The sequence below is a fragment of the Pseudomonas sp. LBUM1678 genome (assembly GCF_059695575.1).
In genome coordinates this window covers 564,279-588,751 of the sequence record NZ_CP166775.1, presented here as the reverse complement: position 1 = coordinate 588,751, position 24,473 = coordinate 564,279, and the positions used below count along the sequence as shown (strand labels likewise).

The window sequence follows — 24,473 nt, the reverse complement described above, 5'->3', positions numbered from 1 at the left end:
GATCGTGCCCGATGTTACCGGCAAGCACCCAAGGGTGCCAACCGACAGTGCTGCTTAAGCTGCTACCACGACAACGCGTACGGTGGCTTCAACTTCGGCGTGCAGGTGCACGGCTACGTCGAATTCACCTACGTTACGGATGGTGCCGTTCGGCAGACGAACTTCGCTTTTTGCAACTTCAACGCCAGAGGCGGTGAGTGCATCAGCGATATCGTGAGTACCGATCGAACCGAACAGCTTGCCTTCGTCACCAGCGGTGGCAGTGATAGTCACTTCCAGCTCAGCCAGTTGGGCGGCACGGCTTTCAGCCGAAGTTTTACGGTCTGCTGCGGCTTTTTCCAGCTCAGCGCGACGCTCTTCGAACGCGGCCAGGTTGGCAGCGGTCGCAGCGGTAGCTTTGCCGTAAGGCAGCAGGTAGTTACGACCGTAACCAGCCTTGACGTTTACTTTGTCACCCAGGTTGCCCAGGTTGGTGACTTTTTCCAGAAGGATCAGTTGCATGTGAAAATCCTCTTAACTTTTAACCTTCACCGTTCGCGCTATCGGCGTCTTTCGGCGCCGAACGACCGCGAAAATCAATCAGGCTGTCGACGATGGCCAAGACCACCAGCAACGGATAGATCAGCTGCATGAACAGCAACAGCGTGACGTACAACCCCACCAGCCAGAACCTGGCCAGTCGCTTTTGCGCCACCAGCCCGTGAATCAGGGCCAGCCCGGCGAACACCAGCGGTACGCTGCACAACGGCGTCAACATGGCCATCTGAGGACCGATGTTCGGTCCCAGAAGCATGAACGCCAGCAGCAACATCGCTGGTAAGAGCGGGAATCGGATGGCGCGAAACTCGCGACCAAAACCACCCGGGTTGTACAACAACGCCTGCCAGTAGCGCCCGACAATCAGGCTCAGCACACTGACGATTTGCAACAAGGCCGCAATCAGGCCGGTCAGGACCGGTGCAATCAGGGACGCAAAATGCGCTTGCTCGTCTACCGACAACTTCTGGTAGACATCACCGAGGAGCGACGGCATGACTTTTATCAAAGCCTGCGCCAGCATCTCGATTTGGGGAGCAAAAACTGTCCCCAGCACCACTGCAAACACCACTCCCATCGCTATGCTGACCAGCAGCACGCGGTTCCAGGACTCGCTTGCGCGCAAAACCAACGCAAGGCTCCAAGACCCCAACAGCACCAGAAGTGCGCGTGGGTCATCGGAATAAAGCCACCAGGCCAAGGCCGGTAACAGTCCCAAAGCAAGGACGCCAAAGGCGTCCTTCAATCCGCGCCGCAGGAGCACGAAGCATCCAGCGGCAGCACCCAACCAATACAACAACGGCAATGCCGCGCATCCAGCCACTACGAGAGTGGCCTGCATACGGCCGCGCATGATGAACTCAGCTATGGCACGCATGCATTCAATCCTTTGCTACGTGTCGACTGCCCGGTCTCAGCGGCCGTGGCTGTCGGTGTAGGCCAGCAGGGCCAGGAAGCGGGCGCGCTTGATAGCGGTGGCCAGCTGACGCTGATAACGAGCTTTGGTACCGGTGATGCGGCTTGGAACGATTTTGCCGGTCTCGGATACGTAGGCTTTCAGAGTGTTGAGATCTTTGTAATCGATCTCTTTCACGTCTTCAGCGGTGAAGCGGCAGAATTTACGACGACGGAAGAAACGTGCCATTTGATAGGCTCCTTAAAAGGTCCGTGGATTACTCGTCAGCGTTATCGCTGTTGTCGCTGTCATCACTATCAGCGCTTTCAGCGCCTTCGTGCTCAGGACGGTCGCGACGCTCACGGCGCTCACTGCGGTTTTCTTCAGCCTTGAGCATCTCGGATTGGCCAGTAACGGCTTCTTCGCGACGGATGACCAGGTTACGGATCACTGCATCGTTGTAGCGGAAGTTGTCTTCCAGCTCGGCCAGGGCCTTGCCAGTGCACTCAACGTTCAGCATCACGTAGTGAGCCTTGTGAACATTGTTGATTGCGTAGGCCAGTTGACGACGGCCCCAATCTTCCAGACGGTGGATTTTGCCGCCGTCTTCTTCGATCAGCTTGGTGTAACGCTCAACCATGCCGCCGACTTGCTCGCTTTGATCCGGGTGGACCAAAAAGATGATTTCGTAATGACGCATGAATGCTCCTTACGGGTTGTAGCCTGCCGCTAAAAAGCGGTCAGACAAGGAGTGAATGACACTTATGGACTTGCTTGCGATAGACACATGCGTGCCTGCCGTCACAGCAAGGGGCGCAATTGTAGAGAAGGGACAGGAGAGGTGCAAGGCAATTGGTGATTATTTGAACAGTTCGTTCACACCACCAATCTTTGCATTGGTACATAACCAATGTGGGAGCGGGCTTGCTCGCGAATGCGGTACATCAGTCAACATTGATGTCGACTGACACTCCCTCTTCGCGAGCAAGCCCGCTCCCACATTTGGATCGCATGCGGCTTAAGACTTCTTGGCGGTTCCGGCGGCTTTTACGCTGCGCTGGCGCTGGGCCTCGAACAGGCAAACGCCAGTCGCCACCGAGACGTTGAGGCTGCTGACGCTGCCGGTCATCGGCAAGTGCACCAAGTAATCGCACAGGTCGCGAGTCAGACGGCGCATGCCGCTGCCTTCGGCGCCCATGATCAGGATGGTCGGGCCGGTCATGTCTTGCTGATACAGACTCTGCTCAGCCTCGCCCGCCGTACCGACGACCCACAAGCCGCGCTGCTTGAGTTTTTCCAGGGTGCGCGCCAGGTTGGTCACGGCGACCAACGGAATCACTTCCGCCGCGCCACAAGCGACTTTTCGTACCGTCGGGGTCAGGGTGGCTGACTTGTCCTTCGGCACGATCACCGCCAGCGCACCGGCCGCATCGGCCGAACGCAGGCAAGCGCCGAGGTTGTGCGGATCGGTCACGCCGTCGAGCACCAGCAACAACGGTGCACCTTCGGAGCGATCCAGCAACTCGTCGAGCATCGCCTCGCCCCAGACCTGGCTCGGACTCACGTCCGCGACCACGCCTTGGTGCACACCATCCACCCAGGCATCGAGTTCACGACGCTCGGCGTTGCCGACGGGCACGCGATTTTCATTCGCCAGCGCGATCAGCGCTTGTACACGCGGCTCACTGCGGCCTTCAGCCAGCCAGATCTGCTTGACGCGTTTCGGGTGGTGGCGCAGCAACGCTTCTACCGCGTGCACGCCGTAGATCTTTTCCAACTGACTCATGACTTGGCCTTAGGTTTACGTGCCCCGCCGCTTTTGGCTGGAGCCGAACCCGCTTTCGGCGGGCCTTTACGGTGTTTGCCTGGCTTGCTGCCGGGGGCCTTGTCAGGCGCCGACCGCCCGGTCTTTCCCCCAGACGCCGCTTTACCGCCGCTTTTCGCTTCAGACAGCAACGCCTGTTTCAATTCACGGCTTTTACGCAGTTCGGCGTTTTTCGCCGCGGCATCGCTTGGGCGATAGGCTTCGACAGCCTTTTCCTTGGCAGGACGACGACCGGTTTTCGCCGGAGCCGGCTCTGCCGCGGTTTTCGCAGCAGCCTTGGAAGCTGGTTCAGCCTTTTCAGTCCCGCGCTTTTTGCGACCGATCGGTGCGCTGATGGTTTTTTCCGCCATCTCGAAGTCGATCTTGCGTTCGTCGAGGTCAACGCGCATCACACGCACTTCAACGGTGTCGCCAAGGCGGAAGCTGCGACCGGTACGCTCACCGGCGAGGCGGTGGTGCACAGGGTCGAAGTGGTAGTAATCGCCCGGCAGCGCGGTGACGTGCACCAGGCCTTCGACGTAGATGTCGGTCAGCTCGACGAACAGGCCGAAACCGGTCACGGCGGTGATCACACCCGGGAACGATTCGCCCACGCGATCTTTCATGAACTCGCACTTGAGCCAGTTCACCACGTCGCGGGTCGCTTCGTCGGCACGGCGCTCGCTCATCGAGCATTGCTCGCCGAGCTGTTCCAGCGCCGCTTCGTCGTACGGGTAGATGCGCGCTTTGGGAATGGTCATCGCGCCGGCACGGCGAACGTGCGGCGTGTCCTGCTTGGAATGGATGACGCTGCGGATCGCCCGGTGCGTGAGCAAGTCCGGGTAGCGGCGGATCGGCGAGGTGAAGTGGGTATAGGCTTCGTAATTCAGGCCGAAGTGGCCCTGATTATCGGCGCTGTACACCGCCTGGCTCAACGAGCGCAGCATGACGGTCTGGATCAGATGGAAATCCGGACGGTCCTTGATGCTGGCCAGCAATGCCTGGTAATCCTTCGGCGACGGGCCGTCCTTGCCTTTGTGCAGGGACAGGCCGAGCTCGCCGAGGAAGGCGCGCAGTTTTTCCAGACGCTCCGGTGGCGGGCCGTTGTGAACGCGATACAGCGCAGGGATTTCGTGCTTCTTGAGGAATTCAGCGGTGGCCACGTTGGCCGCCAGCATGCATTCTTCGATCAGCTTGTGCGCATCGTTGCGAACGGTCGGACGGATTTCGGCAATCTTGCGCTCGGTGCCGAAGATGATCCGGGTTTCCTGCGTTTCGAAATCGATCGCGCCACGCACGTGACGAGCGCCGAGCAGCACTTTGTACAGTGCGTAAAGCTGCTTCAGGTGCGGCAGAACATCGTTGTACTCGCCGCGAAGCTGACGCGCCTCGGTGAGTTTCGGCGTCTCCAGCATCGAGCTGACCTTGTTGTAGGTCAGGCGCGCATGGGAATGAATCACTGCTTCGTAGAAGCAGTAATCAGTCATCTCGCCGGTTTTCGAGATAGTCATCTCGCAGACCATGGCCAGGCGATCGACGTGCGGGTTCAGCGAGCACAGTCCGTTGGACAACTGCTCCGGCAGCATCGGCACTACGCGCTCGGGGAAGTACACCGAGTTGCCGCGAACCTGGGATTCGTTATCCAGGGCCGAACCGATTTTCACGTAGCTGGAGACGTCGGCGATCGCCACGTACAACTTCCAGCCACCGGAGAACAGGCGCAACTTGCCCGGCTTGGCTTCGCAGTAAACGGCGTCATCGAAGTCGCGCGCGTCTTCACCGTCGATGGTCACGAACGGCAGGTGACGCAGGTCGATGCGCTTCTCTTTGTCTTTCTCTTCGACTTCAGGCTTGAGCTTGGCGGCTTCTTTCAAGACCGCTTCAGGCCAGACGTGCGGGATATCGTACGCGCGGAGGGCGACATCGATTTCCATGCCCGGCGCCATGTAGTTGCCCACGACTTCGACCACGTCGCCTTGCGGCTGGAAGCGTGGCGTCGGCCAGTGAGTGATCTTCACTTCGACGAACTGACCGACCTTGGCATTGGCGTTGCGACCCGGGGTGACCAGCACTTCCTGCTGGATCTTCGGATTGTCGGCAACGACGAAGCCGATACCGCCTTCTTCGAAGTAGCGTCCGACGATGGTCTCGTGGGCACGGGAGACCACTTCGACGATCATGCCTTCGCGGCGACCGCGACGGTCGAGGCCGGAAACACGCGCAAGGGCACGGTCGCCATCGAACACCAGACGCATTTGCGCCGGGCTCATGAACAGGTCGTCGCTGCCGTCATCCGGGACCAGGAAGCCGAAGCCGTCACGGTGACCGCTGATGCGGCCGAGGATCAGGTCGAGCTTGTCCACCGGCGCATACGTGCCGCGACGGGTATAGATAAGCTGAGCATCGCGCTCCATGGCGCGCAGGCGGCGACGCAGGGCTTCGATCTGGTCTTCTGTGGTCAGACCAAACTCTTCGACCAGCTGCTCGCGGTTAGCAGGCGAACCCCGATCAGCAAGATGCTGAAGGATCAGTTCGCGGCTAGGAATAGGGTTATCATATTTTTCCGCTTCACGAGCGGCCTCGGGATCGAGGGACTGCCAATCGGCCATTAGAGAGTTTTCACCTTGTCTATATGCGGGTTAGTTTGGCATAGGCGTAATGAAACGGGAAATTTCAGACTGTGACAGCCCATCTAAAGCCTTATATCGACAGCGCAAAGCTGATTTAAATGCCGCTGGTAAAATTTTCCAGGTTTTTTTGATGCCAGGGGTTTACAGTTAAAAAGACGCTCCGTATAGTGCGCGCCATCGACGACGCACTAGCGTTGCCGATACTGCCCAGATGGTGAAATTGGTAGACACGCCAGCTTCAGGTGCTGGTGACCGCAAGGTCGTGGAAGTTCGAGTCTTCTTCTGGGCACCAATTTAGAGCTTGAGATTAGATCAATTTCAAGGCTCACACAAAAACCCGCGAAAGCGGGTTTTTTGCATTCTAAACATCTGATTTATTAAATCTAAATCAGGGGTTTACAGATTAAAACGCTCTCCGTATAGTGCGCCACATCAACAGCGGCAACGCTGAAGATTATGCCCAGATGGTGAAATTGGTAGACACGCCAGCTTCAGGTGCTGGTGACCGCAAGGTCGTGGAAGTTCGAGTCTTCTTCTGGGCACCAATTCAAATTCAAGGTCAAGATCTTGGATTTCACAGAAACCCGCGAAAGCGGGTTTTTGCGTTTCTGGCGTTTGAAAAACCAATCTCCCTACATCTGAATCACGCGATTTGTAGCAGCTGGCGAAGCCTGCGTTCGGCTGCGCAGCAGTCGTAAAATCTGAGCGCAGGGTCTTTCTGATACACCGCATCGATTGATTTCACGACTGCTTCGCAGCCGAACGCAGGCTTCGCCAGCTGCTACAAGTGCCTGCGCCAGCCGCTCTAGCAGACACTTCCCAGCCCCGCAAGGCGCACATGAGAAACAATATCGTTTATCATTGTTTCAAGTTTTTGCAATGCGACAGTGAGGAACCCTGCGAATGATGTTCAGAAATACCCTGCGCCGCGGCCTGACCTTCACCCTGCTCGGCCTGGCACTCGCCACCCCCCTCACCCAGGCTGCTGACCCAGTTTCCCTGACCCTCTACAACGGCCAACACAAGGAAGTCGGCGACGCCATCGCCAAAGCCTTCGAAACCAAGACCGGCATTCACGTCAACGTCCGCAAAGGCAGCAGCAACCAGCTCGCCAGCCAGATCGTCGAAGAAGGCGATCGCTCCCCTGCCGATGTGATCTACACCGAAGAGTCGCCACCGCTGAACAAACTCGGCGAACAAGGCCTGCTGGCCCAGACCGATGCCGCCACCCTCGCCGTTTTGCCAAAAGACTACGTTGCCGGCAATGGCACCTGGATCGGCATCACCGCTCGAGTCCGCGTCGTCGCGTTCAACCCGAAACTGATCGATGAAAAAGACCTGCCCAAGTCGGTCATGGAATTCTCCGATCCGAAATGGCAAGGCAAGGTCGGCTTCGTGCCTACCAGCGGCGCGTTCCAGGAACAGGCCGTGGCAATCATCAAAGTGCACGGCATGGACGCGGCCGAAGAATGGCTGACCGGCCTGCGCGCGTTCGGCAAGACTTACAGCAACAACATGGTTGCACTCAAGGCCGTGGAAAACGGCGAAGTCGCCACCGTGCTGGTCAACAATTACTACTGGTTCGCCTTGCAGCGCGAAAAAGGCCAGCTCGATTCGAAACTGCATTACTTCACCGGCGGCGACGTCGGCGGGCTGATCACCGTTTCCAGCGCCGCCGTGCTGAAATCCAGCAAACATCCAAAAGAAGCGCAGCAGTTCCTCGCCTACATGGCCAGCGAAGAAGGTCAGCGCGTGATCACCCAGACCACCGCCGAATACCCGCTGCACAAAGGCATGGAATCCGATCGCGGCCTCAAGCCATTCAGCGAACTCGAGGCACCGAAAGTGACCCCGGCCGACCTCGGCAACGCCGAAGAAGCCCTTGACCTGGAACGTGACGTTGGCTTGAACTGATGAGCGCATCGTTATCCGCCCCCGCCTCGGGTTACGTGCCACGATGCAAGCGGCCGTCGATCTGGCTGCTGCTACCGGTTTTGCTGTTGGTTGTACTCAGTCTTTTGCCGCTGGCGTATGTTGGGCTCAAGACCTGGCAAGCCGGCTGGGCCGAGGCGCTGCACTTGCTGTGGCGGCCTTATGTGTTCGGGCTGCTGCGCAATACGCTGGCGCTGATGGTCGGCGTGACAGTCGCTTGCGGCGTGATCGGCTTGTCCCTAGCCTGGTTGCTGGAACGCAGCAATCTGCCGGGACGGCGGTTGTGGGGCGTGATCCTGTGCTTGCCGTTCGCTGTGCCGGCGTTCGTCAGCAGTTTCACCTGGGTGTCCCTGAGCGCGCATTTCGAAGGTTTGGGCGGGGCGATCCTGGTGATGACCCTGTCGAAGTACCCGCTGATATTTCTGCCAGTCGCGGCGACCCTGCGCAATCTCGATCCTTCTCTTGAGGAGTCCGCACGGACCCTGGGGCAGAATCGCTTGGGCGTGTTTTTCAGAATCACCCTGCCGCTGCTCTGGCCGTCATTGCTGGCCGGCTCGCTGCTGATCGCGCTGCACATGCTGGTGGAATTCGGCGCCCTGTCTATCATTGGCCTGCAAACGTTCACCACCGCGATCTATCAGCAATTCGAACTCGAATTCAGCAACGCCAACGCGGCGATGCTGTCGGCGGTGCTTCTGGCGCTGTGCCTGGTGCTGTTGTGGCTTGAGCTGCGCGTACGCGGCAAAGGTCGGCACGTGCGCACCGGCCAGGGCGCTGCGCGACGTGCGGAACAGGTTCGATTGGGACCGTGGACGGTCGCCGCACAGGTTTACTGCCTGACACTGGCGATCATCGGCAGCGGTATTCCGCTGGGGATGCTCGCGTACTGGCTGGCGGTAGGTTCGTCGGCGGCATTCCCGGTGGCGGCGATCAGCGAGGCGCTGTTGTCCTCCCTGGCGCTGTCGCTGGGCGGCGCAGCGCTGTGCCTGGTGCTGGCGGTGCCGGTGGGATTGTTGGTGGTGCGTCATAAGGGCCGACTGGCGATCTGGGCCGAGCGCTTGCCGTATCTGCTGCATGCACTGCCAGGCTTGGTGATTGCGCTGACGCTGGTGTATTTCGCCCTGCACTACGTGCCGGCGCTGTACCAGACTTCGGCGTTGCTGCTGATCGCTTATGCGCTGCTGTTTTTGCCACTGGCTCAGGCGCCGATTCGCACGGCGCTGAACAAGGCCGCGCCGCAACTGGAAGAGGCAGCACGCACGCTGGGAGCGTCGTCTTTCAGCGCGTTTTGTCGGGTGACGCTGCCGATCATCTTCCCGGCGCTGGGTGCGGCGTTCGCGCTGGTGTTTCTGGATGCGATGAAGGAACTGACGGCGACGCTGCTGCTGAGTCCGACCGGGCTCAACACACTGGCGACTGAGGTTTGGGCGCATACCGCGAATGTGGAGTTTGCGGCGGCGGCGCCTTATGCGGCGTTATTGATTTTGGTGTCGGGGTTGCCGGTTTACCTGTTAACAACACGGATGTATTTGAGCCGCTGAAAAGCTTCGCGGGCAAGCCTCGCTCCTACCAGGGATCGCGTTCCCCTGTAGGAGCGAGCGGTGCGGCGATCCGACTTGCCCGCGAAGGCGCCAGACCAGTCAATACAGATCTAAGCCCTGAACTGCCCCAGGCTCGCCTTCAACTGCGCCGCCAACCCATCCAGCACCTTGCCACTGGCCGTGGTTTCCACCACCGCCTGAGCCGCTTTCTCAGCTTGCGCATGAATGGTCTCAACCCGACCCCGCACCGCTTGCGCGCCTTGCGCCTGATGGGCCGCCGCCTGCGTCGCCAGACCAATCGCCGCATGCACCTGCTCGACCGACGCCTGCACCGATTGCTGCAACCTTGCGCTATCACGCAACACCAGCAAGCCTTCATTGGCCTGACGCCCGGCCTGGCCAATCGCCGCCACCGCCTCACGCGCACCTTGCTGCAAGGCCACGATGTGCGCCTGAATATCGCCGGTGGAGCTCTGGGTCTTGCTTGCCAGCGCCCGCACTTCGTCCGCCACCACCGCAAAGCCGCGACCGGTCTCGCCGGCACGCGCCGCTTCAATCGCGGCGTTGAGTGCCAGCAGGTTGGTTTGTTCGGCGATCCCGTGAATCACCGTCAGCACCACTTCAATCTGCTCACTCTGCTGCGCCAGCCGCTCGATGACTTTCGACCCGGTATCGACCTGCCCGGCCAACGCCTCGATCAGGCTGCCGACTTTGGCCGAGGTCCGGGTGTTTTCATCGGTCGCCGAACGAATGTCCACCACCTGCTGCAACGCTGCCTGCATGGCGTGGCTTTCTGACTGCGCTTCATCGGCCATCTGCGACAACGCGCGCAAGCTCTCGGCCACTTCATCACGCTGCATGCCCGCCGCTCTATCGGCTCCAGCATTGCGCAGGGTCATTGCGCCGATTTCCACGCCGGTGCGCTGAGCCACATCACCCGCTTCGCGCACGATTGGCTGCAACTTATCCACAAAGCGGTTGACCGCCGCGGCCATGTCGCCGATTTCGTCTTTGCTGTTGATTTGCACACGCTTGGTCAGATCACCCTCGCCAGCCGCCAGGTCATCCATCGCGGCGATGAGCATTTTCAAGCGATTGACCACTCGACGGCCTAGCACAACAGCGAGCAACAACAGCACACCGCAACCGACCAGCGCCAGGAACATCCCGATGCGCCAGCGCAACGTCGCCGCCGCTTCCTGAACGGTGCTGGTGGTGTTGGCTTTCATTTCCGACGCCGTGGCCTGCGCGGACGTCAGACGTGCACGCATCGCCGTGGCACTGTCTGCCGCTGCGCCTTTGAGGCTGTCGCCGACCAGCTGATCACCACTGGCGATCAGCGCCGCAAAACGCTTATCCAGGGCTGCCAGATCGGTTTCCACCGAAGCAGTGGAGACGCCCATCAAGACCTTGCCGATTTCCACGCCATTGGGGTTGATCGAGGCTTCGAGGTAATAGACCGACGGATCGTTCTTCGCCGCATCCAGCACTTTGTCCAGCGCACGCTCACCCTGACCTTTCTCCAGCAACGCCTTGTTGATCGGGTTTTCGCGGTTGAGGTAGCGCGTCAGGTGCTGACCCGTCGCGTCGTCATACACCACGAACAACACGTTGGGATTGCGCTGGGCCCGGCGGGCAAATTCGGACAGGGTTGGAACGTCGCTGTCCCACATGGCGCGAGGAGCAACGGAGGCCAGCAGCTGCGCCATGTCGTTGGCCGAATCTTTCAGATCCTTCTCCAACGTTGCACGCAGTTGCACCTGCTCGTCTTTCAATCGCGTAGACAGGCCGGCGGTGAGTCGCTGACGGGTGCTGGTGGAGAGATTGTCCAGGCTCGACGTGACTTCACGCCCCGCCTGCTCAAGTTCAGCAGACAGTTTTTGACTGTCGGCACCCAGGCGCACACCGAGATCGGCTTCAAGCGCAGTCACCGTGCTCCGAGTCAGGGCGACAGCCACCAGCACCTGCACCAAAAGGGCGATACCAAGGGTAACGAACACAGGCCGCAACAAACGGCTTTGTAACAATGAGAGAACGGCCGACACTTGGAATCCCTCTGCTTTGGCGCCATTAAATTGATGGCGCGCTGGAAGCGATGCTTTTATTCAACATCACAGCAAAGGTCATGCCGTCCGGCAGGCATAAACGACAAAGGGTCCAATTAAGGACCCTTTGCTTTCTACATCAACGACTTATTAAGCGAACGGGTGACGCAAAACGATGGTTTCGTTGCGGTCCGGGCCCGTCGAAATAATGTCAATCGGCGCACCGACCAACTCTTCAACACGCTTGATGTAGTTGCGAGCAGCTTGCGGCAGCTCTTCCAGCGTCTTGGCGCCGACGGTGGACTCGGTCCAGCCTGGCATCTCTTCGTACACCGGCTCCAGGCCGATGTAGCTGTCGGCGTCAGTCGGTGCGTCGATCACTGCACCATCCTGGTTCTTGTAGCCAACACAGATGTTGATGGTTTCCAGACCGTCCAGCACGTCCAGCTTGGTCAGGCACAGGCCCGAGATGCTGTTGACGTCGATAGCGCGACGCAGGATGACGGCATCGAACCAGCCGCAACGACGGGCACGGCCGGTGGTAGCACCGAACTCGTGGCCACGCTTGGCCAGGAAGGCGCCAACGTCGTCGAACAGCTCAGTCGGGAACGGACCCGAACCGACGCGAGTGGTGTAAGCCTTGGTGATGCCGAGGATGTAATCCAGGTACATCGGGCCAAAACCCGAACCGGTGGCAATGCCGCCCGCGGTGGTGTTGGAGCTGGTGACGTACGGGTAGGTGCCGTGGTCGATGTCCAGCAAGGAGCCCTGGGCGCCTTCGAACATGATGTCTTTGCCAGCGCGGCGCAGCTCGTGCAGCTCGGCGGTGACGTCGAGCATCATCGGCTTCAGCAGCTCGGCGTATTCCATGCACTCATCCAGAGTTTTCTGGAAGTCGATCGCCGGCTCTTTGTAGTAATTGACCAGGACGAAGTTGTGGTAATCCAGCAACTCGCCCAGCTTGGCGGCGAAACGCTCACGGTGGAACAGGTCACCGATGCGCAGACCGCGACGTGCAACCTTGTCTTCGTAAGCCGGGCCGATGCCGCGACCGGTGGTACCGATCTTCAGCTCGCCACGGGCCTTTTCACGGGCCTGGTCCAGCGCTACGTGGTAGGACAGGATCAGCGGGCAGGACGGGCTGATACGCAGGCGCTCACGCACCGGTACGCCTTTCTCTTCCAGCTTGATGATTTCCCGCAGCAGAGCGTCGGGTGCAACCACCACGCCGTTGCCGATCAGGCACTGCACGCCTTCGCGCAGCACGCCCGACGGGATCAGGTGCAAGACGGTTTTTTCGCCATCGATCACCAAGGTGTGACCAGCGTTGTGGCCGCCCTGGTAGCGCACTACGGCGGCAGCATGTTCGGTCAGCAGATCAACGATCTTGCCTTTGCCCTCATCACCCCATTGGGTGCCCAGGACTACGACATTCTTACCCATAACACTTGTCCTCATTCGCGCAAACTTGGTGCCGGCCGCGGCCGGCGGGAAAACTCAAGAAGCCAGTGGCGATACTTGCCAAAGCCCGTTCTGCTGAATCAATTGCCGGTCGCAGTCCGCTTCACGGGCGGCGGCCAAAGGTTGTCCAGGCAACGCCTGAACGACACGCTGACCCTCACTGCGCAACTGGCAAACCTGCTGCCAGAGTGCCGCATCCGTACTGTCAGGCATCCAGATACCGCCAGACGGTAGCTCGATCTCAGCACGCCCCAGGGTCACCAGGGTTTTCAAATCGGTAGAGAAGCCGGTTGCCGGACGCGCGCGACCGAAGTCGGCGCCGATGTCGTCATATCGACCGCCCTGAGCAATTGACTGGCCCACGCCCGGTACAAACACTGCGAACACTACACCGGTGTGGTAGTGGTAGCCGCGCAACTCGCCCAGATCGAAGTAAAGCGGCAATTCCGGAAAACGCGTGGACAGACGCTCGGCAATCGCCAGCAGATCGTCCAGCGCTGCCAGAACAGGCGCCGGTGCTCGCGCCAGACGCTCGCGGGCAGCGCTCAATACTTCGCGACCGCCACACAAATCGACCAACGCTCGCAGCATGCCCGACAGATCGGCAGGCAAACCTTCGGTCAAGGTAATGACCTCGTCGATCGCCTTGCGTTGCAACGCATCGAACAACTGCTGTTCAACTTCACCGGACAAACCGGCCGCACGGGCAAGGCCGCGGTAGATGCCGACATGACCGAGGTCCATGTGCACATCCGGCACATCGGCCAGTTGCAGCATGGCCAGCATCAGGCTGATGACTTCCACGTCGCTGCTCGGGCTGGCATCGCCGTACAACTCGGCACCCAGCTGGATCGGGCTGCGCGAGGACGACAAGGCACGTGGCTGGGCATGCAGCACGCTGCCGGCATAGCACAGACGGCTCGGGCCTTCGCGACGCAAGGTGTGCGCATCGATGCGCGCCACTTGCGGCGTGATGTCGGCACGAAAGCCCATCTGCCGGCCCGATTGCGGGTCGATGACCTTGAAGGTACGCAGATCGAGGTCCGAGCCCGCGCCGGTCAGCAGGGATTCGAGGTACTCGATATGGGGAGTCACGACAAACTCGTAACCCCAGCTCTGGAACAGATCCAACACCTGACGGCGCGCGACTTCAATGCGCGCCGCCTCTGGTGGCAGTACTTCTTCGATGCCATCTGGCAGCAGCCAGCGGTCTACCGTTGCCATTACGCCATTCCCCTATGATCCGGGCGGCCAGCCGTTGGGCAAGCCTTGAGTGAAGCAGAAAATGATCGGCTCATGTGCAAACCACGCGCATAAACAACGTGGCGAAAAGCCTGAAACCGGCTTCGCCAACCACTTTCCTCGAAAAACCTTTGAGCCATTCAACTCAGGCGTCTGCCTAAAAAACCGCAATCAAACGTGCAGACGCAAAAAAGCCGGGAATTTCCCGGCTGCCGCATCATACACACGTTTTCCCAAAGGATCACCCCGCCCGAGGCTTTAGCCGCCAGGCGGGGGATGATTCAGGTCAACGTCGTATCAAGGCTTGGCTTTTTCCAGGTAACGGAAGAAGTCGCTGCTTGGGTCCAGGACCATGACGTCGGATTTGTTCGCGAAGCTTTCACGGTAGGCACGCAGGCTACGGTAGAAACCGTAGAACTCCTGGTCCTGGCCGTAGGCCTTGGAGTAGATCGCAGCAGCCTGGGCGTCACCGTCACCGCGAACCTCTTCGGATTCACGATAGGCTTCAGCCAGCAGCACGCGGCGTTGACGATCGGCGTCGGCACGTATGCCTTCTGCCAGCTCGTTACCCTTGGCGCGGTGCTCGCGAGCTTCACGCTCACGCTCGGAGCTCATACGCTCGAACACACTGCGGTTCACTTCTTTCGGCAGATCGATGGCCTTGACCCGAACATCAACCACTTCGATGCCCAGCTCTTTTTCCGCCATCTTGTTCAGCGAAGCCGTGATATCGGTCATCAGCGCATCGCGCTCACCGGACACCACTTCGTGCAGCGTGCGCTTACCGAACTGGTCACGCAGGCCCGACTCCAGACGACGGGAAAGACGCTCGTCGGCAATCTGCTTGAGGCCGGAGGTCGCGGTGTAGTAACGCTCAGCGTCCTTCACGCGCCACTTGGCGTAGGCATCGACCATGACGGCTTTCTTTTCCAGCGTCAGGAAGCGTTGTGTCGGTGCATCCAGCGTCATCAGGCGTGCGTCGAATTTGCGCACCTGGTTAACGTAAGGCACTTTCACATGCAGGCCCGGCTGAACATCAGTCTGGACCACTCGACCGAACTGCAGCAGCACCGCGCGCTCGGTCTGAGCCACGATGTAGAAGCAGTTCCAGGCAGCGATGGCCACGACGACGACGACAATTAGGGCGATCAGCGATTTATTGCTCATCAGCGACTCTCCCTGGTACGAGCTTGCTGTTGCTGCAGATCGGCTGCCGCACGCGCATTCGCTTCATTGCTGCTGGCTGCCGCACCGGTCACCGGAGCGCTGGTGTTGCGACCACTTTCGACCATTTTGTCCAGCGGCAAGTAGAGCAGATTGCTCTGGCCATTCTTGTTACCGGTCACGAGAACCTTGCTGGTATTGCTGAAGACTTCCTGCATGGTGTCCAGGTACAGACGCTCACGGGTCACTTCAGGTGCCTTGCGGTACTCGCTCACCAGTTTGGTGAAGCGATCGGCCTCACCCTTGGCGCGCGAGACGGTTTCGTCGCGGTAACCGTTGGCATCTTCGATGATGCGCTGGGCCTGACCACGGGCTTCCGGCACGACGCCGTTGGCGTAGGTTTCAGCCTGGTTGCGCGAACGCTGCTCGTCTTCACGGGCGCGGATCACGTCATCGAAGGCTTCCTGCACTTCACGCGGTGCCGCTGCGCTCTGTACGTTGACCTGTGTGACGGTGATACCGGTGCGATAGGTATCCATGAAGCGTTGCAGACGCTCCTTGATTTCGCTGGCCATCAACTCACGACCTTCGGTCAGCACCTGGTCCATCGCGGTGGAACCCACCACATGGCGCAAGGCACTTTCGGTCGCGTGCTGCAGGCTGATTTCCGGCTGATCGACGCTCAGGACGAAGTCCTGCAGGTTGCTGATCTTGTACTGCACGGTCAGCGGCACTTCGACGATGTTCTCGTCTTCAGTGAGCATTTGACCCTGCTTGGTATAGGCACGCTCACGCGTGACGTTTTCCAGGTACTTGCGATCGATCGGCGGGAAATAGATGTTCAGGCCCGGGCCGACGGTTTCGTAGTACTTGCCGAAGCGCAGCACCACGGCTTGCTCCTGCTCGTCGACTACGTAGACCGCGCTGTACAGCCACACAGCCGCCAGCACGACCAGGCCGATGCCGAGCAGGCCGCCGAAGCCGCCACTCTTGCCCGAACCACCGCCGTCATCACCACGTTTTTTACCACCACCGAACAACCCGTTCAGGCTTTCCTGCAGCTTTCGGAAGGCCTCGTCGAGATCCGGTGGTCCCTTGCGGTCGCCGTTATTGCGGCGCTTGCCACCCCAAGGATCCTGATTATTCGAGTTGCCACCCGGCTCATTCCAAGCCATAGCGCTCTCCATCTGATAAAGCAAAGACGCACCCACGGCGCGCCGACCAATGCTACAGAATGCCTGTCACCACGGCACAACCGCTTTCTCAGGCTTTTATTGCAAAGTGTGTTGCTCGATGAAATCCATCGGCTGCAATCCTTCGCGGCTCACGAGTCGATTCAACTCGATCCGTGGCAAACGAACGGCCAGCAGGCAGGTGCCTTCTTCGTCGTGTTCTTCTTTCTGTACCGCGCCCAGTTCGAAAAACTGTGCACGCAGTCGCGCAAAACGCTGAGGCAAGCGCAAGGTACCGATAAACAAATCACCGCCCAGCAACTCGGCAATGGCTTGCTCAAGCAATTCCAGTCCACTGCCATCACGCGCCGACAACCAGACCCGTTGGGGCTTGCCGTTTTCGTCGCGCTGGATTTGTGGCTCAACGCCTTCAAGCAAATCGAGTTTGTTATAGACCTCGAGGATCGGCAAGTCCTGGGCACCGATCTCGCCCAGCACCACCATCACTTGCTCGATCTGCAACATGCGATCCGGTTCGGCCGCATCAATCACGTGCAACAGCAGGTCGGAATTGCTCGACTCTTCGAGGGTAGACCGAAATGCCTCAACCAGTTTGTGGGGCAAGTGGCGGATGAAACCCACGGTGTCAGCCAGGACAATCGGCCCCAGGTCGTCCAGTTCCAGACGGCGCAAGGTCGGGTCCAGCGTGGCAAACAACTGGTCAGCCGCGTACACGTCGGATTTCGTCACGTTATTGAAGAGCGTGGATTTACCGGCGTTGGTATACCCCACCAGTGACACGGTAGGAATGTCAGCACGCGAGCGGCCGCGTCGGGACTGTTCGCGCTGACTGCGCACTTTTTCCAGCCGGCCCTTGATCTGTCGCAGGCGAACCCGCAGCAAACGGCGGTCGGTTTCCAGTTGGGTTTCACCCGGGCCACGCATGCCGATACCGCCACCTTGACGTTCAAGGTGAGTCCAGCCACGAACCAGCCGGGTGCTCATGTGGTCAAGCTGGGCCAGTTCTACCTGGAGCTTGCCTTCATGGGTACGGGCACGTTGGGCGAAAATATCGAGAATCAGACCGGTGCGGTCGATCACGCGACACTCGAAAACACGTTCGAGGTTACGTTCCTGACTTGGCGTAAGGATGTGATTGAAGATCACCAGATCGGCCTCTTCGGCATGGACCAGGTCGCGTAGCTCCTCGACCTTGCCGCTGCCAATCAGGAATTTGGCGGTTGGCCGATGACGCGGCACGTTAAAAAACGCAACGGTCTCGGCGCCGGCCGAATTAGCCAACTCCTGAAACTCCTGCGGATCTTCGCGCGCCTCAGGGTCCTGTCCATCCAAGTGAACGAGGATCACTCGCTCACCACCACCGTGGCGCTCAAAGAACAAAGGAGACTCCTATCAGGCGTTACCTGGCTCAGCGTCACCTGCTTCGGATTCGGTTGCGCTAGGCAGACGAATTGGACGAACCGGCACCACTGTAGAGATAGCGTGTTTGTAAACCATCTGGCTGACGGTGTTCTTCAGCAGGATAACGAACTGGTCGAAAGACTCGATCGTGCCTTGCAGTTTGATCCCGTTGACCAGGTAGATGGACACCCCAACTTTCTCTTTACGTAAAGTATTCAAGTAAGGGTCTTGTAGCGAATGCCCTTTTGACATGTGCCGCACTCCTTTAAGGATTCAATATAAAAAATAGGTAAACAGATGGCTTGTGGCCGTCACACCCCCAAGGATAGACGGCAATTGCAAGGACTCAGCTCAATATGGAGATGGTCCCCAGGTATTTCAAGGCGCGCGGCAGATTGTCGCAATCCAGGCTGTCCAGCCAGTGTAAATCAGCCCAACTGCGCAGCCAGGTGAACTGACGCTTTGCCAATTGGCGCGTGGCAATGATTCCACGCTCCTGCATCTCGGCTTGCGTCAGCTTGCCATCCAGGTAGTCCCAGACTTGTCGGTAGCCTACCGCACGTATAGACGGCAACCCTGAATGCAGGTCACTTCGCTTACGCAGGGCTACGACCTCGTCAATGAATCCCTGTTCCAACATAACTGTGAATCTTTGTTTAATTCGCTCGTGCAGTACCTGGCGATTTGCCGGAGCAATGGCCAAGTTCGCGACAGTATAGGGCAATTGTTGCAGTCCCGAAGCGGCTGCTTCAGTACTTTGCGCACTTTGTCTCAGTCGCAGCTCGGTCATGCTCTGACCGCTGACGCGATAAACTTCCAGCGCTCGACTGAGTCGCTGCGGATCGTTCGGATGAATTCGCGCCGCAGAAACCGGATCGATGACCGCCAACTGTTCGTGCAAGGCTTGCCAGCCAAGGCGTGCAGCCTCTTCTTCGATCTGCGCGCGAACCTCGGGATCCGCCGCCGGCATTTCTGCCAGCCCTTCGACCAAAGCCTTGTAGTAGAGCATCGTGCCGCCTACAAGCAGTGGAATTTTGCCTCGCGAAGTGATCTCGGCCATCGCCTCAAGTGCATCGCGACGGAAATCGGCGGCCGAATAGCTCTCGGCCGGGTCGAGAATATCGATCAAGCGGTGCGGAAATTCGGCCAGAATCTCTTTCGAGGGTTTGGCGGTGCCGATGTCCATGCCGCGATAGACCAGCGCCGAATCGACGCTGATCAGCTCGCAAGGCAGGACCTTGGTCAGCTCGATGGCCAGGTCGGTCTTGCCCGCTGCGGTCGGGCCCATCAGGAAAATCGCAGGAGGGAGCTGGCTCATCAACGACCGCGCAAGAACAGTTTGTCCAGATCGTCCAGGCCCAGCTGGGTCCAGGTCGGTCGGCCATGGTTGCATTGACCGCTGCGCTCGGTGTTTTCCATGTCCCGCAGCAGACCGTTCATTTCCGGCAGCGCCAGACGCCGATTCGCCCGAATCGCGCCGTGGCAGGCCATGGTGCCAAGAAGTTCGTTCAGGTGCGCCTGGATGCGGTCGCTGGTGCCGTATTCCATCAGATCGGCCAGCACATCACTCACCAATCGATTGGCTTCGGCTTGCTTGAGCAAGGCCGGAATCTGCCGAATGGCCAGCGTTTCCGGACCGAGACGCTGCAATTCAAAGCCCAGGCGCTGGAACCATGCGACGTTCTCTTCGGCGCAATCGCCTTCGCGCTCGCTCACCGCCAACGATTCCGGAACCAACAGCGGCTGGCCACTCAGGCCTTCGCTGGCCATGGCGATTTTCAAGCGTTCATACATGATCCGCTCGTGGGCGGCATGCATGTCGACCAGCACCAGGCCCTGGGCGTTTTCCGAGAGAATGTAGATGCCTTTGAGTTGCGCCAAGGCGTACCCCAGCGGTGGGATATCGTCCTGCCCGGCCGGAAGTGCAGCCGCGTTAGCTTCTGGCAGCGGCGCAAAAAACTCCTTGTACGCAGCCTGAGCCTCAGCCGCCGGCACGCCGGACTGAGGTCGCGGCGTGTACTGATACTGATAACCGGCGCCAGCGCCCGAGCCTGCCGCGGTATTGAATGACGGTTGTGCCTGCGGCTGCTCCAGCAACGCATTGGCCGCCAGGCGCATTTCGCCCTGTGGGCCGAACTCGCCGGCATCGATACCGGACGGGCGAACAATCGCCGTCGCCACCGGCGCCGCCAGATGATCATCCGGACGCACATCGCCCAAGGCGCGGTGCAAGGTGCCGTAGAGGAAATCGTGAACCATGCGCCCGTCACGGAAGCGCACTTCGTGCTTGGTCGGGTGCACGTTGACGTCGACACCGGCCGGATCGACCTCGAAAAACAGCACGAACGTCGGGTGCCGACCGTTGAACAGCACGTCGCGATACGCCTGGCGCACCGCGTGGGCCACCAGTTTGTCGCGCACGGCACGGCCGTTCACAAAGAAATACTGCAAGTCCGCCTGGCTACGGTTGAACGTCGGCAAGCCGACCCAGCCCCACAAATGCAAGCCATTGCGCTCGATTTCGATCGGCATCGCCTGCTCGAGGAAACCCGAGCCGCAGATGGCCGCCACTCGCCGCGCGCGCGCCGCGTCGTCATGGGCTTCGTGCAGGCTGAGGATGGTTTTGCCGTTGTGACGCAAATGGAACGCCACGTCGAAACGTGCCAACGCCAGACGCTTGATCACTTCTTGCAGGTGATCGAATTCGGTTTTTTCGGTCTTGAGGAATTTACGCCGCGCCGGGGTGTTAAAGAACAGGTCGCGCACTTCCACCGAGGTGCCCACCGGATGGGCCGCGGGTTGAACGCGAGGCGCCATGTCCCGACCTTCGGTCTCAACCTGCCAGGCCTGATCGGCCTCCTTGGTGCGGGAGGTCAGGGTCAAGCGCGCCACGGAACTGATCGAAGCGAGGGCTTCACCGCGAAATCCGAGGCTCATGACCTGTTCGAGGTCTTCGAGGTTGCGGATCTTGCTGGTGGCGTGTCGCGCCAGGGCCAGCGGCAGGTCATCGGCGGAAATGCCGCTGCCGTCGTCGCGCACCCGCAGCAGCTTGACGCCGCCCTGTTCCACATCGACATCGATGCGCCTGGCGCCGGAGTCGAGGCTGTTTTCCAACAACTCCTTGATCACCGAGGCCGGGCGTTCAACCACCTCACCGGCGGCAATCTGGTTCGCCAGTCGCGGGCTGAGCAGCTCGATGCGAGCCGTATGGGTCAGCACTTGGTTCATTCTTTGGATGCCAGTTCAGTGCCGGGAATGGTCAGGGTCTGACCGATTTTCAGCTCGTCGCTTTGCAAATTATTGGCACTGCGCAAGGTGGCCGGAGACACTTGATAACGCACGGCAATCATCGCCAGCGTCTCGCCCGGATTCACCCGGTGGTCGCGTGGGCCCTGGGCGATTTTGCCGGAATCACGCAGCCAGGCGATGTAGGTGCCTGGCGGCGGGTTCTGCTGGAAGAACTGGCGCACGCCGCTGCTGATCGAACGCGCCAGCGCCTGCTGGTGGTTCGCTGCAGCCAGCTTGGACGCTTCGTTGGCGTTGGAGATGAACCCGGTTTCCACCAGGATCGATGGGATGTCCGGCGACTTCAGCACCATGAACCCGGCCTGCTCCACCCGCTGCTTGTGCAGGGGCGTGACGCGCCCGATGTTGCTCAAGACTTTTTGGCCAACGTTCAGGCTGGACGTCAGGGAGGCGGTCATCGACAAATCGAGAAGTACGCCCGCGAGCATGCGGTCCTTGTCGTCGAGGCTGACGTTGCCGGCACCGCCGATCAAGTCGGAACGGTTTTCGCTGTCGGCCAGCCAACGGGCCGTCTCCGAGGTGGCGCCGCGATCAGACAGGGCGAACACCGACGCACCGAACGCAGCAGCCGAAGGCGCAGCATCGGCGTGGATCGAGACGAACAAGTCGGCGCCTTTTTTGCGGGCGATTTCGGTACGGCCGCGCAACGGAATGAAGTAGTCGCCGGTACGGGTCAGTTCGGCGCGGAAGCCTTTCATGCCGTTGACCTGGCGTTGCAATTCGCGGGCGATGGCCAGCACCACGTCTTTTTCACGCTGACCACGAGAGCCCGAGGCACCCGGGTCTTCGCCGCCGTGACCGGCGTCGATCACCACGATGATGTCGCGCTTGCCGGCAGGCGCAGGCGGCAGTTTCACCGCGGGTTCCACAGGAGTGACCGGCACCGGAGCCACCGTCGCGACATTGGTCGTCACCGGTATGGGCGCGGCATCGGCGGCGTTATCGAACAAATCGACCACCAGGCGATTGCCGTACTGGGCATTTGGCGCCAGGGTAAAACTTTTTGGCGTGACGGCTTTTTTCAGGTCGATGACCACCCGCAGATCGGTCGGCGTGCGTTGAGCCGAGCGCATGGCAGTGATCGGGCTATTGGCGCTGTTGACGTTCAACGGCGCACCAAGGGTGGCGCCATTGATGTCGATCACCAGCCGATCCGGTGCGGTCAGGGTGAACACGCTGTGTTGCACCGGCCCGGACAAGTCGAACACCAGCCGTGTGTTGTCCGGCGCCCGCCACAGGCGAACGCTGTTGACCTTAGTCTCGGCCACAGCGTCGACGGTCACCGCCAAAAACAACATCCCTACGGCAGCTACCATCGCGCGAAAGCGCATACCTGACCCCATCATTTAATTGGTTTCCAATGCCAAAGCGGCACACCAGGACTCGCCGCGCGAGCCTTGGGACAAAATTTTCAGCGAACGCCCGCTGTCTTGCGGGGTAATGGTAATGGTCAGGTCGGGCTTTGGCAAAAAGCCTGCACCCTTCCGGGGCCATTCGATCAGGCACAACGCGTCGTCTTCGAAGTAGTCACGGATGCCGAGGTACTCCAGCTCCTCCGGATCGACCAGTCGATACAGGTCGAAATGGAAGGCCCGAATGTCGCCGATCTCATAGGGCTCGACCAAGGTAAACGTCGGGCTCTTGACTGCCCCGACATGCCCCAGGCCACGGATGATGCCCCGCGACAGCGTGGTTTTACCCGCCCCCAGATCACCTTCAAGAAAAATCAGACCGTGCCCTTGGGTGGTTTGTGCGATACGTGCGCCAAATTCGGTCATCGCCTCTTCATCGGCCAGGTACAGGGTTACTTCAGACACGGTGCTTGCTCCTCCAACAACTGACGAATGGCTGGGATCAGATCACTGGCCGCCAGCCCACGGCCCGATTTACCTTCTTGCGCGCCGGCATTGGCGTGCAGCCAGACCGCCAGGCAGGCCGCGTCGAACGCGTCCATGCCCTGGGCCAGCACCGCGCCGACCAGACCGGCCAACACATCACCCAAACCGGCGGTGGCCATGGCCGGATGGCCCTGATGACACAACGACAGGCGCCCATCGGGGCTGGCGATGAGACTGCCGGCGCCCTTGAGAATCACAATAGCTGTATATTTTTTGCTCAGTGCGTGAGCGGCGGCCGGGCGATCAGCCTGAACCTCGGCGGTGCTTATCCCCAACAACCGCGCAGCTTCACCCGGGTGCGGCGTGATCACGCAGTCCTTGGGCAAGCTCACGTGCCTTGAAGCCAGCAAATTCAGCGCATCGGCGTCCCACACTTGTGGCAACGGCGCGTTGGCTGCCGCCGACAATAGACTGCGGCCCCAGGAAGCCTGACCCAGGCCCGGGCCGACCACCAGCACGGAAACCTTTTGAAGCAGTTCCATCAGTTGATTGGCCGACGAAGCCCCCAACACCATCGCTTCAGGGATTCTCGCCAACGCCGCCGGCACATGTTCACTGCGCGTGGCTACGGACACCATGCCCGCACCACTGCGCAGGGCACTTTGTGCGCTCAGCAGAATGGCGCCACCAAAACCCCGATCACCGCCAATCAGTAATACATGGCCGAATTTGCCTTTATGGGCAGTTGGCGCGCGGCCCGCCAGCCGCGGCAAGTTGCCGGGCGTAAGGCGACGCGCATCAACGGTGACACCGTTAAACGACTCGGCGCAGGCTTGCAGATCGTTGAACACCAGCTCGCCGACCACATCCGCAGCGTCGCCCGTGAACAAACCCAACTTCAAGCCTATGAAAGTCACTGTCAGATCAGCGCGAACAGCCGTGCCGAGCAAGCGCCCCGTATCGGCACACAAGCCCGAAGGGATATCCACCGCCGCCACCGGCAGGCCGCTGGCATTGATCGCGGCGATCACGCTGGCGTAGGGCTCTCGTACCTCGCCCGTCAAACCGGTGCCGAGCACGGCGTCCAGCACGATACCGCGCAACTCTGACTGCATCGTGAAGGTTTGAACCGCGACGCCTTCGGACACCGCCTCGGCATGGGCAAGTGCCGCATCCCCCTGCAAACACTGAGGATCACCAGCCGCCAGCACCCGCACATGCCAACCGGCACGCCGGGCCAGCACCGCCACCAGATAACCGTCGCCCGCGTTATTGCCGTGACCGGCCACCACGCTCAATTCATTCGCCGACGGCCACTGACGGACCAGCGCACGCCAGGTCGCCCGCGCTGCGCGCTGCATCAATTCGAAGCCCGGCGTGCCGGCCGCGATCAGGTTCGCATCGAGGGCTCGCACGTGCGCGGCGCTGTACAGCGCGTCGGGTAAATCATCTTTAGTGTGCGGCATGCGTCTTCGGGCTCCGAT

At 60.1% G+C, this 24,473-nt stretch carries 20 protein-coding genes and 2 tRNA genes; 4 read left to right on the top strand and 18 right to left on the bottom strand.

The genetic code is table 11. The features are described from left to right. Positions 1–54: 54 nt before the first annotated feature. The 6 genes from rplI to rnr form a co-directional block, all read right to left on the bottom strand. Positions 55–501 carry a 50S ribosomal protein L9 gene (gene rplI / locus ACA070_RS02655; protein ID WP_003197251.1) on the bottom strand — a complete coding sequence of 149 codons (447 nt, stop codon included), beginning with the start codon at positions 499–501 and terminating at the stop codon, positions 55–57. 19 nt (positions 502–520) lie between these two features. Further along, entirely contained in the window at positions 521–1,414 is an 894-nt protein-coding gene (locus tag ACA070_RS02650) for a hypothetical protein (RefSeq protein WP_497449924.1), read from the bottom strand. A 36-nt stretch (positions 1,415–1,450) separates the two neighbouring features. Then, complete coding sequence (gene rpsR / locus ACA070_RS02645; RefSeq protein WP_002551829.1) at positions 1,451–1,681, bottom strand: 30S ribosomal protein S18; 231 nt, start codon at positions 1,679–1,681, stop codon at positions 1,451–1,453. Between the two features lie 28 nt (positions 1,682–1,709). Continuing rightward, positions 1,710–2,132, bottom strand: a complete 423-nt coding sequence (gene rpsF / locus ACA070_RS02640; RefSeq protein ID WP_003217491.1) for a 30S ribosomal protein S6 — start codon at positions 2,130–2,132, stop codon at positions 1,710–1,712. Between the two features lie 318 nt (positions 2,133–2,450). Then, the gene (gene rlmB / locus ACA070_RS02635; protein WP_282481578.1) at positions 2,451–3,218 is read right to left on the bottom strand and encodes a 23S rRNA (guanosine(2251)-2'-O)-methyltransferase RlmB; all 768 of its coding nucleotides are present in this window, start codon (positions 3,216–3,218) and stop codon (positions 2,451–2,453) included. Next, positions 3,215–5,845: a ribonuclease R gene (rnr, locus tag ACA070_RS02630; RefSeq protein ID WP_497449923.1), complete on the bottom strand. Its 2,631-nt coding sequence runs from the start codon at positions 5,843–5,845 to the stop codon at positions 3,215–3,217. Before rnr ends, rlmB begins: the two co-directional genes overlap by 4 nt. A gap of 226 nt (positions 5,846–6,071) precedes the next feature. Here rnr and ACA070_RS02625 point away from each other — a divergent pair. The 4 genes from ACA070_RS02625 to ACA070_RS02610 all read left to right on the top strand — a co-directional run bounded on the left by ACA070_RS02625 (position 6,072) and on the right by ACA070_RS02610 (position 9,339). Continuing rightward, a tRNA-Leu gene (locus ACA070_RS02625) sits at positions 6,072–6,158 on the top strand. Positions 6,159–6,324: 166 nt separating this feature from the next. Then, positions 6,325–6,411, top strand: a tRNA-Leu gene (locus tag ACA070_RS02620). Positions 6,412–6,769: 358 nt separating this feature from the next. After that, positions 6,770–7,780 (top strand): iron ABC transporter substrate-binding protein, encoded by a 1,011-nt coding sequence (locus tag ACA070_RS02615; RefSeq protein ID WP_497449922.1) that lies wholly within the window; start codon positions 6,770–6,772, stop codon positions 7,778–7,780. Beyond that, complete coding sequence (locus ACA070_RS02610; RefSeq protein ID WP_497449921.1) at positions 7,780–9,339, top strand: ABC transporter permease; 1,560 nt, start codon at positions 7,780–7,782, stop codon at positions 9,337–9,339. Before ACA070_RS02615 ends, ACA070_RS02610 begins: the two co-directional genes overlap by 1 nt. A 110-nt stretch (positions 9,340–9,449) precedes the next feature. On the opposite strand, the gene ACA070_RS02605 is transcribed toward ACA070_RS02610, so the two are convergent. The 12 genes from ACA070_RS02605 to ACA070_RS02550 all read right to left on the bottom strand — a co-directional run bounded on the left by ACA070_RS02605 (position 9,450) and on the right by ACA070_RS02550 (position 24,455). After that, on the bottom strand, positions 9,450–11,384 hold the full coding sequence (locus tag ACA070_RS02605) for a methyl-accepting chemotaxis protein (protein WP_497449920.1): 1,935 nt from the start codon (positions 11,382–11,384) through the stop codon (positions 9,450–9,452). Between the two features lie 150 nt (positions 11,385–11,534). Beyond that, positions 11,535–12,827, bottom strand: coding sequence for an adenylosuccinate synthase (locus tag ACA070_RS02600; RefSeq protein WP_010464193.1), 1,293 nt, complete (start codon positions 12,825–12,827; stop codon positions 11,535–11,537). Positions 12,828–12,881: 54 nt separating this feature from the next. Next, complete coding sequence (locus ACA070_RS02595; RefSeq protein ID WP_497449919.1) at positions 12,882–14,069, bottom strand: ATP phosphoribosyltransferase regulatory subunit; 1,188 nt, start codon at positions 14,067–14,069, stop codon at positions 12,882–12,884. A 315-nt stretch (positions 14,070–14,384) separates the two neighbouring features. Then, on the bottom strand, positions 14,385–15,254 hold the full coding sequence (gene hflC, locus ACA070_RS02590) for a protease modulator HflC (protein WP_497449918.1): 870 nt from the start codon (positions 15,252–15,254) through the stop codon (positions 14,385–14,387). Continuing rightward, positions 15,254–16,426, bottom strand: coding sequence for an FtsH protease activity modulator HflK (gene hflK / locus ACA070_RS02585; protein WP_497449917.1), 1,173 nt, complete (start codon positions 16,424–16,426; stop codon positions 15,254–15,256). The genes hflC and hflK overlap by 1 nt, the downstream gene beginning before the upstream one ends. Positions 16,427–16,522: 96 nt before the next feature. Next, complete coding sequence (gene hflX / locus ACA070_RS02580) at positions 16,523–17,824, bottom strand: ribosome rescue GTPase HflX (RefSeq protein WP_497449916.1); 1,302 nt, start codon at positions 17,822–17,824, stop codon at positions 16,523–16,525. A 12-nt stretch (positions 17,825–17,836) separates the two neighbouring features. Further along, positions 17,837–18,097, bottom strand: a complete 261-nt coding sequence (hfq, locus tag ACA070_RS02575) for an RNA chaperone Hfq (RefSeq protein WP_007902656.1) — start codon at positions 18,095–18,097, stop codon at positions 17,837–17,839. A gap of 94 nt (positions 18,098–18,191) precedes the next feature. After that, on the bottom strand, positions 18,192–19,163 hold the full coding sequence (gene miaA, locus ACA070_RS02570) for a tRNA (adenosine(37)-N6)-dimethylallyltransferase MiaA (protein WP_462028818.1): 972 nt from the start codon (positions 19,161–19,163) through the stop codon (positions 18,192–18,194). Further along, positions 19,163–21,073, bottom strand: a complete 1,911-nt coding sequence (mutL, locus tag ACA070_RS02565; protein WP_497449915.1) for a DNA mismatch repair endonuclease MutL — start codon at positions 21,071–21,073, stop codon at positions 19,163–19,165. Before mutL ends, miaA begins: the two co-directional genes overlap by 1 nt. Next, positions 21,070–22,449, bottom strand: a complete 1,380-nt coding sequence (locus ACA070_RS02560) for an N-acetylmuramoyl-L-alanine amidase (protein WP_497451902.1) — start codon at positions 22,447–22,449, stop codon at positions 21,070–21,072. Before ACA070_RS02560 ends, mutL begins: the two co-directional genes overlap by 4 nt. 48 nt (positions 22,450–22,497) lie before the next feature. Beyond that, a complete protein-coding gene (gene tsaE, locus ACA070_RS02555) occupies positions 22,498–22,968 on the bottom strand; it encodes a tRNA (adenosine(37)-N6)-threonylcarbamoyltransferase complex ATPase subunit type 1 TsaE (RefSeq protein ID WP_497449914.1) in 471 nt (156 codons plus the stop codon). Continuing rightward, the gene (locus ACA070_RS02550; RefSeq protein ID WP_497449913.1) at positions 22,956–24,455 is read right to left on the bottom strand and encodes an NAD(P)H-hydrate dehydratase; all 1,500 of its coding nucleotides are present in this window, start codon (positions 24,453–24,455) and stop codon (positions 22,956–22,958) included. Before ACA070_RS02550 ends, tsaE begins: the two co-directional genes overlap by 13 nt. Between the last annotated feature and the right edge of the window lie 18 nt (positions 24,456–24,473).

Excerpts from the sequence above, each read along its gene's own strand:
- rplI (WP_003197251.1), bottom strand. The coding sequence starts at position 501 with ATGCAACTGATCCTTCTGGAAAAAGTCACCAACCTGGGCAACCTGGGT.
- ACA070_RS02650 (WP_497449924.1), bottom strand. The coding sequence starts at position 1,414 with ATGCGTGCCATAGCTGAGTTCATCATGCGCGGCCGTATGCAGGCCACT.
- rpsR (WP_002551829.1), bottom strand. The coding sequence starts at position 1,681 with ATGGCACGTTTCTTCCGTCGTCGTAAATTCTGCCGCTTCACCGCTGAA.
- rpsF (WP_003217491.1), bottom strand. The coding sequence starts at position 2,132 with ATGCGTCATTACGAAATCATCTTTTTGGTCCACCCGGATCAAAGCGAG.
- rlmB (WP_282481578.1), bottom strand. The coding sequence starts at position 3,218 with ATGAGTCAGTTGGAAAAGATCTACGGCGTGCACGCGGTAGAAGCGTTG.
- rnr (WP_497449923.1), bottom strand. The coding sequence starts at position 5,845 with ATGGCCGATTGGCAGTCCCTCGATCCCGAGGCCGCTCGTGAAGCGGAA.
- ACA070_RS02615 (WP_497449922.1), top strand. The coding sequence starts at position 6,770 with ATGATGTTCAGAAATACCCTGCGCCGCGGCCTGACCTTCACCCTGCTC.
- ACA070_RS02610 (WP_497449921.1), top strand. The coding sequence starts at position 7,780 with ATGAGCGCATCGTTATCCGCCCCCGCCTCGGGTTACGTGCCACGATGC.
- ACA070_RS02600 (WP_010464193.1), bottom strand. The coding sequence starts at position 12,827 with ATGGGTAAGAATGTCGTAGTCCTGGGCACCCAATGGGGTGATGAGGGC.
- ACA070_RS02595 (WP_497449919.1), bottom strand. The coding sequence starts at position 14,069 with ATGGCAACGGTAGACCGCTGGCTGCTGCCAGATGGCATCGAAGAAGTA.
- hflC (WP_497449918.1), bottom strand. The coding sequence starts at position 15,254 with ATGAGCAATAAATCGCTGATCGCCCTAATTGTCGTCGTCGTCGTGGCC.
- hflK (WP_497449917.1), bottom strand. The coding sequence starts at position 16,426 with ATGGCTTGGAATGAGCCGGGTGGCAACTCGAATAATCAGGATCCTTGG.
- hfq (WP_007902656.1), bottom strand. The coding sequence starts at position 18,097 with ATGTCAAAAGGGCATTCGCTACAAGACCCTTACTTGAATACTTTACGT.
- miaA (WP_462028818.1), bottom strand. The coding sequence starts at position 19,163 with ATGAGCCAGCTCCCTCCTGCGATTTTCCTGATGGGCCCGACCGCAGCG.
- mutL (WP_497449915.1), bottom strand. The coding sequence starts at position 21,073 with ATGAACCAAGTGCTGACCCATACGGCTCGCATCGAGCTGCTCAGCCCG.
- ACA070_RS02560 (WP_497451902.1), bottom strand. The coding sequence starts at position 22,449 with ATGTTGTTTTTGGCGGTGACCGTCGACGCTGTGGCCGAGACTAAGGTC.
- ACA070_RS02550 (WP_497449913.1), bottom strand. The coding sequence starts at position 24,455 with ATGCCGCACACTAAAGATGATTTACCCGACGCGCTGTACAGCGCCGCG.